At 35.6% G+C, this 5,260-nt stretch carries 6 protein-coding genes and 1 pseudogene; 6 read left to right on the plus strand and 1 reads right to left on the minus strand.

Going from position 1 to position 5,260, the window contains the following annotated elements; all coding sequences use genetic code 11:
* The first annotated feature begins 64 nt into the window (after nt 1–64).
* The 6 genes from I6U49_RS16710 (at nt 65) to I6U49_RS16735 (ending at nt 3,830) form a co-directional block, all read left to right on the plus strand.
* Entirely contained in the window at nt 65–340 is a 276-nt protein-coding gene (locus tag I6U49_RS16710) for a transposase (protein WP_198627104.1), read from the plus strand.
* Nucleotides 337–1,194: an IS3 family transposase gene (locus I6U49_RS16715; protein WP_317191834.1), complete on the plus strand. Its 858-nt coding sequence runs from the start codon at nt 337–339 to the stop codon at nt 1,192–1,194. The genes I6U49_RS16710 and I6U49_RS16715 overlap by 4 nt, the downstream gene beginning before the upstream one ends.
* A gap of 81 nt (nt 1,195–1,275) precedes the next feature.
* Nucleotides 1,276–1,554: a hypothetical protein gene (locus tag I6U49_RS16720; protein ID WP_198629683.1), complete on the plus strand. Its 279-nt coding sequence runs from the start codon at nt 1,276–1,278 to the stop codon at nt 1,552–1,554.
* 160 nt (nt 1,555–1,714) lie between these two features.
* Nucleotides 1,715–2,152, plus strand: coding sequence for a GyrI-like domain-containing protein (locus I6U49_RS16725; protein WP_198629684.1), 438 nt, complete (start codon nt 1,715–1,717; stop codon nt 2,150–2,152).
* A 5-nt stretch (nt 2,153–2,157) separates the two neighbouring features.
* Nucleotides 2,158–3,363, plus strand: a complete 1,206-nt coding sequence (locus tag I6U49_RS16730; RefSeq protein WP_198629685.1) for a winged helix-turn-helix domain-containing protein — start codon at nt 2,158–2,160, stop codon at nt 3,361–3,363.
* A gap of 149 nt (nt 3,364–3,512) precedes the next feature.
* Nucleotides 3,513–3,830, plus strand: coding sequence for a hypothetical protein (locus I6U49_RS16735; RefSeq protein ID WP_198629686.1), 318 nt, complete (start codon nt 3,513–3,515; stop codon nt 3,828–3,830).
* A 231-nt stretch (nt 3,831–4,061) separates the two neighbouring features.
* Here I6U49_RS16735 and I6U49_RS16740 read toward each other — a convergent pair.
* Nucleotides 4,062–5,194, minus strand: a pseudogene (locus I6U49_RS16740) (IS3 family transposase).
* Nucleotides 5,195–5,260 lie beyond the last annotated feature (66 nt).

Consider the following 5,260-nt stretch of genomic DNA (forward strand, 5'->3'; position numbering starts at 1 on the left):
TGATCATCCCCCAAAAATTAGGACAGTAAGTTAAGTTCAAAAATAACCTTAATTTTACTGTATTATGACACGAAGAAAATTTACCTCAAAGTTTAAAACGAAAGTAGTTCTTGAAGCCTTGAAAGAGCGTCAAACGGTCAAGGAACTAGCACAAAAATTTGAGATTACTCCACAACAGATCAATACCTGGAAACGCAATTTCCTAAATGAGGCCGATACTGTTTTTTCAAAAGGGGAAAAATCAAAAAAATCAGAAGAAGAGGAAAAGAAAGACCAACTTCTTAAGGTGATTGGGGAGCTTAAAGTGGAGAATGATTTTTTAAAAAACGCCTTGCGATAAAACCTTTAGAAGAGCGTCGAACAATGATATGCAAGGGTCATTCCAAGCTCAGCCTCCAGCAGCAATGCAAGCTATTGCACATCCACCGCAGTGGAATCTATTATAGACCTCGTGGAGAAAGTAAACTTAATTTAGAACTGATGCGCCTGATGGATGAACATTATACCCATCATCCTTTTAAAGGTGCCAGGAGAATGCATACCTGGCTTACCCTGGATAAAGGGTATAAAGTCAATAAAAAGCGTATTGAACGTCTCTATTCCCGGATTATGGGACTCAGAGCTATTATGCCCGGGAAACATACCTCCAGGCGAAACAAAGAACATAAGGTGTATCCTTATTTATTGCGGAATCTTACAGTAGACCGTCCCAATCAGGTCTGGGCGATCGATATTACTTACATTCCTATGCGAAAAGGTTTTATGTATCTGGTAGCCATCATAGACCTGCATAGTCGCTATGTTCTTAACTGGTCTGTGTCCAATTCAATGGATGCCCAGTGGTGTAAAGAAACTTTAGAAGAAGCTATTGAAATCCATGGGACTCCTGAGATCATTAATACCGATCAGGGAAGCCAGTTTACTTCAGAGATCTTTACCCACAGGGTACTATCTAAAAATATTAAACTCAGTATGGATGGAAAAGGAAGAGCTATCGATAATGTATTTATAGAAAGGCTTTGGAGAAGTGTGAAGTACGAAAGTATTTATTTAAATCCTCCAGAATCTGGAGTAGATCTGTACCAACAACTCAATACCTATTTTAAATTTTACAACCACCAAAGAAGGCACCAGGGAATAGAAAATGAAATACCTTATAACCGATATTTAAACCAAAAAAGAAAGGCTGCTTGATAAATGAAAAATAGAACTTAATTTAGCAGCAAAGCTGTCCTAACAAATGGGGGTACTTTACTTAATTCAGAAAAACAGTCTTTGGAAATAATAAAATCGGAAGTAATAGAGACTGGCGGATTTTATAGTATAGAAAGTGACGAATTACATAAATCGGAAAACTTAAACAAATTGAGCGTTAGTCTTTTGAAGATAACGAAACCCAAAAATAAAATTGCTCGTGTATTTTCGCCAAAAGAACTAAACGGACTACCGAGTTTTGAACGGACTTTAATTTTGGAGAAAGAAAATTCAGAATTGCTTGACAAACTAACTGAAAAAATAAAAAAAGGAAAAAGTACTGTAGCTAACATTGTATAAAAATAATAGCGGTTTAATCGCAAAAACCAAAGTGAAATATATAAATCAAAGACAGTAACAAACCGAAAAGTAAGTGCTTAAAATCCGCTACTATTCTTATACGTTACCGTTGTGCGTCAGCAAAAAAAACATCCTACATAAATTAAACAAACGAAAAAATATGAATGACTTTAAAATTATAGGTATCTCAACCGAAACAACAAACGAATCAATGATTAACATTGAAAATCTTTGGGGCAGGTTTTGGGGAGAAAATATATCAGACAAAATACCCAACAAAGTAGGAGATGAATTTTATGCTGTTTATACAGACTACGAAAGCGATTATACAGGAAAATACACCTTAATTATTGGGTTTCCCGTAACAACACTTGACCATATTCCTGATGGTTTTGAAGGAAGGGAAATTTCCGTTGGTAAAAATCAAAAATATATCTCAAAAGGAAAAATGCCCGAAGCAATAGTGAAAACTTGGACGGAAATATGGCAAGATACTGAATTAAAAAGAGCTTATCGTGCAGATGTAACGGTTCACGGACAAAAGTATTTTGACGGAGACAATGCAGAAATTGAAACCTATATTTCAATTGTTGATTAAGACTTATGGCAGAAAAATTGACTTTATCACAACTCCGTTTTTTGACATTAGAAAGTCAAGGATTAACAAAGTCAACTCCTTTTGGAAAGGGTAAAGAAGCTGTTCTTAAAGCGATAGAACAGCTTGGGTATTTACAAATCGACACTTTGTCAATTATTGAAAGAGCCCACCATCATACACTTTGGACAAGAATTCCCGATTACAGAACGGAATATTTAGATGAACTCGTTGAAGAACGAAAAGTATTTGAATATTGGTTTCACGCTGCTTCTTATCTGCCAATAAAATATTTTCGTTTTGCATTACCTCAAATGTTAGAAGTTAAGCAAAATGAAAAGCATCATTACAATGCGGATAAAAAAGTGATGAAATATGTTTTGGACACCATCCGTACAGAAGGTCCAAAAAAGGCAAGAGATTTTCAGAATGAGGCAAAAAAAGCAGGAAGTTGGTGGAATTGGAAACCTACAAAAATAGCATTGGAAAGACTTTTTTTGCAAGGCGACTTAATGATTTCAAGTAGAAACGGAATGCAAAAAACATACGACCTCACTGAAAATGTCTTGCCAAAATCAATTAACACAACCTTGCCTACAAACCATGAGTTTGCAGAATATTTAGTAAAAACCTATTTGCGTGCCTATGGCTTTACAACTATAAAGCAAATTACACACCTTAAAGCAGGAAAGGAGATAAGAAAAAACGTTGATGATGTATTGGCTTCGATGCTTGAAGAAGGAACGATAGAACAGGTAAATATTGAAAATTTTCCTTCTGTTTTTGTGAATAAAATTTCCCTTGAAAAGTCGTTTAAAAAACCAAATTTAAACATTCACATTTTATCTCCATTTGACAATTCAATTATTCATCGAGACCGAGTGAAGCAATTCTTTGACTTTGATTATAAAATTGAGTGCTATACACCAAAAGAAAAAAGGCAATACGGTTATTTCTGTTTACCCATCTTATTTGGTGATATATTTATAGGCAGAGTGGACTGCAAAGCACATCGAAAAGAAAAGCAATTTGAACTCATACACCTACACATTGAAAATCAAACTATAGATGTTGAAATATGGGCAAAACCATTTGCAGAGGTACTGAGAAAGTTCGTAGCGTTTAATGGTTGTGAATCTTTAAAGCTAGCCAAAGTAAGCCCATCAAAGCTAGCTTCAATATTAAATAAGACAATAAAGAATATCGAAAAATAAAGCCGAACGCACAACAACGGCTATAAGCAATTGGGGCGAAAGTGATAAAAAAAAACTATAAACATAAAACAAAGGTCTGTGCTAAACAGATAGTTAGAGCGTAAAATCCCCAACTGCTCATAGCCCAACCGTTGTAAACAATTTAAAAAATGCGAACACTAATAATAATTCTAGTTCTAATTGTAACTTCCTGCAAGGGAAATGATCAAAAGGCTTATAAGACTGAAAAACCAAAATATGAAAAGATAAAAAATTCAGAATTTGAATTGATTAATTCAGATAAACAAAATGGACTATTGATTCTATTTCCCTGTTTGCCTTGTGATGCTCAAAACACATTTTCAGAATTCAAAATTGAAGAAATAAGTGTGAAAAATGGATTTTCTGTTTTGGCTATGAATTTTAATCAACGTCTATTCTTAAATCAGTCGGAAAAACAACAATTGACTAAAAAACTAGAAAAATAATTTCAGAAAATAATTTATCTAAGGAGAACATTTTTATCGGTGGATTTTCAAGTGGTGGAAATGTTAGTTTGTTAATCAGTGATTATCTTATTGAAAACCAAAGTCAAGTCCAACCAAAAGGTGTTTTCGTGGTAGATTCACCTATTGATCTTTTAGCACTTTATAATACAGCTCAAAAAAACTTGAAAATGAACTTTTCTGAAGCGTCACTTCAAGAAGTGTAAGCTTCCCCTAATTAGAACTGCTTGATTGTCCAAAAATATTATTTTTCATTCTCCTGGCGGTACCGCCAGGAGAATGAATTTTAGCGAATGCTACCGGTGCCATTTTTCCCAGTGCATTATGAGGTCTTACGTTATTGTAATCTTCCATCTAGGTCTCAGTTTGTTCCCTTACTTGATTGAGATCTTCAAAAAGGTATTTATTGAGAACGCCTCTTCGATAAGTTCCATTGAATCGTTCAATAAAAGCATTCTGTGTAGGTTTCCCTGGTTGGATGTACTGGAAGTCGATTTCATGCATCTGGCTCCACTCTGAAGCTATTTTAGCAATAAATTCAGGACCATTATCCATTCTTATCTTTTTGGGTTTCCCTCTGCGATTAATCAAATGGTTTAGTACCCATACGACACGTTTGCTGGGCAGTGAAAAATCAATTTCTATATGCAATGCTTCCCGGTTGTAATCATCGATTACCGTTAAGCCACGGAAGCGCCTTTTGTTTTCTAAAACATCGGTCACAAAATCAATACTCCAACTACGATTAGGTGCCGTAGGAGCCTCCAGGGGGTCTTTAACCCTGGTAGGCAAACGCTTTTTCACCTTTCTTCTCAAACTTAAGCCAAGCTTTTTATAAACCCGGTACACTCGTTTGTGGTTCCAGGGCTTACCTTCATTCCTTAATCGATCGTAAGCCATCCAGAAGCCTTCCTCACTATGTTCTTTAGCTTTTTGTCGTAAGGCCTTCTCTATAGCAGTATCGTCCTTTGGGGTTGGCTTGTAATAAAAAACGCTTTTGCTCATATTTAAAACCCGGCATGCCCTGCTGATACCGTAATGAACAAGTTCTTTGGCTATGGCTCTTTTACGGCAGGGCTTTAAAGCTTTTTTTCAATGATTTCTTTGGCCATTTGATGATCCAGGGATAGATTGGCATACATCTGCTTCAGTCTTCGATTTTCCTCTTCCAGATCTTTTAGGCGCTTCAGCTCTTTGCCGTTCATACCGCCATAGCGTTCCCGCCACTTGTAAAATGCCGCTGTACTAATGCCATATTCACGGCTGATCTCTGCGGCCGTTTTTCCGTTATCAAATTCCTTTAAAATCTTTGCGATTTGCTGTGGTGAATATCTACTCTTCTTCATAATTACTGTTTAAAGTTATAAAATATATTATACTTTTAAACAGTTCGTTTTTAAGGGAAGCTTACA

It is taken from the genome of Salegentibacter maritimus (assembly GCF_016236915.1).
Classification (GTDB): domain Bacteria; phylum Bacteroidota; class Bacteroidia; order Flavobacteriales; family Flavobacteriaceae; genus Salegentibacter; species Salegentibacter maritimus.

Coding starts and splice junctions, on each gene's coding strand:
- I6U49_RS16710 (WP_198627104.1), top strand. CDS start 65: ATGACACGAAGAAAATTTACCTCAAAGTTTAAAACGAAAGTAGTTCTT.
- I6U49_RS16725 (WP_198629684.1), top strand. CDS start 1,715: ATGAATGACTTTAAAATTATAGGTATCTCAACCGAAACAACAAACGAA.
- I6U49_RS16730 (WP_198629685.1), top strand. CDS start 2,158: ATGGCAGAAAAATTGACTTTATCACAACTCCGTTTTTTGACATTAGAA.
- I6U49_RS16735 (WP_198629686.1), top strand. CDS start 3,513: ATGCGAACACTAATAATAATTCTAGTTCTAATTGTAACTTCCTGCAAG.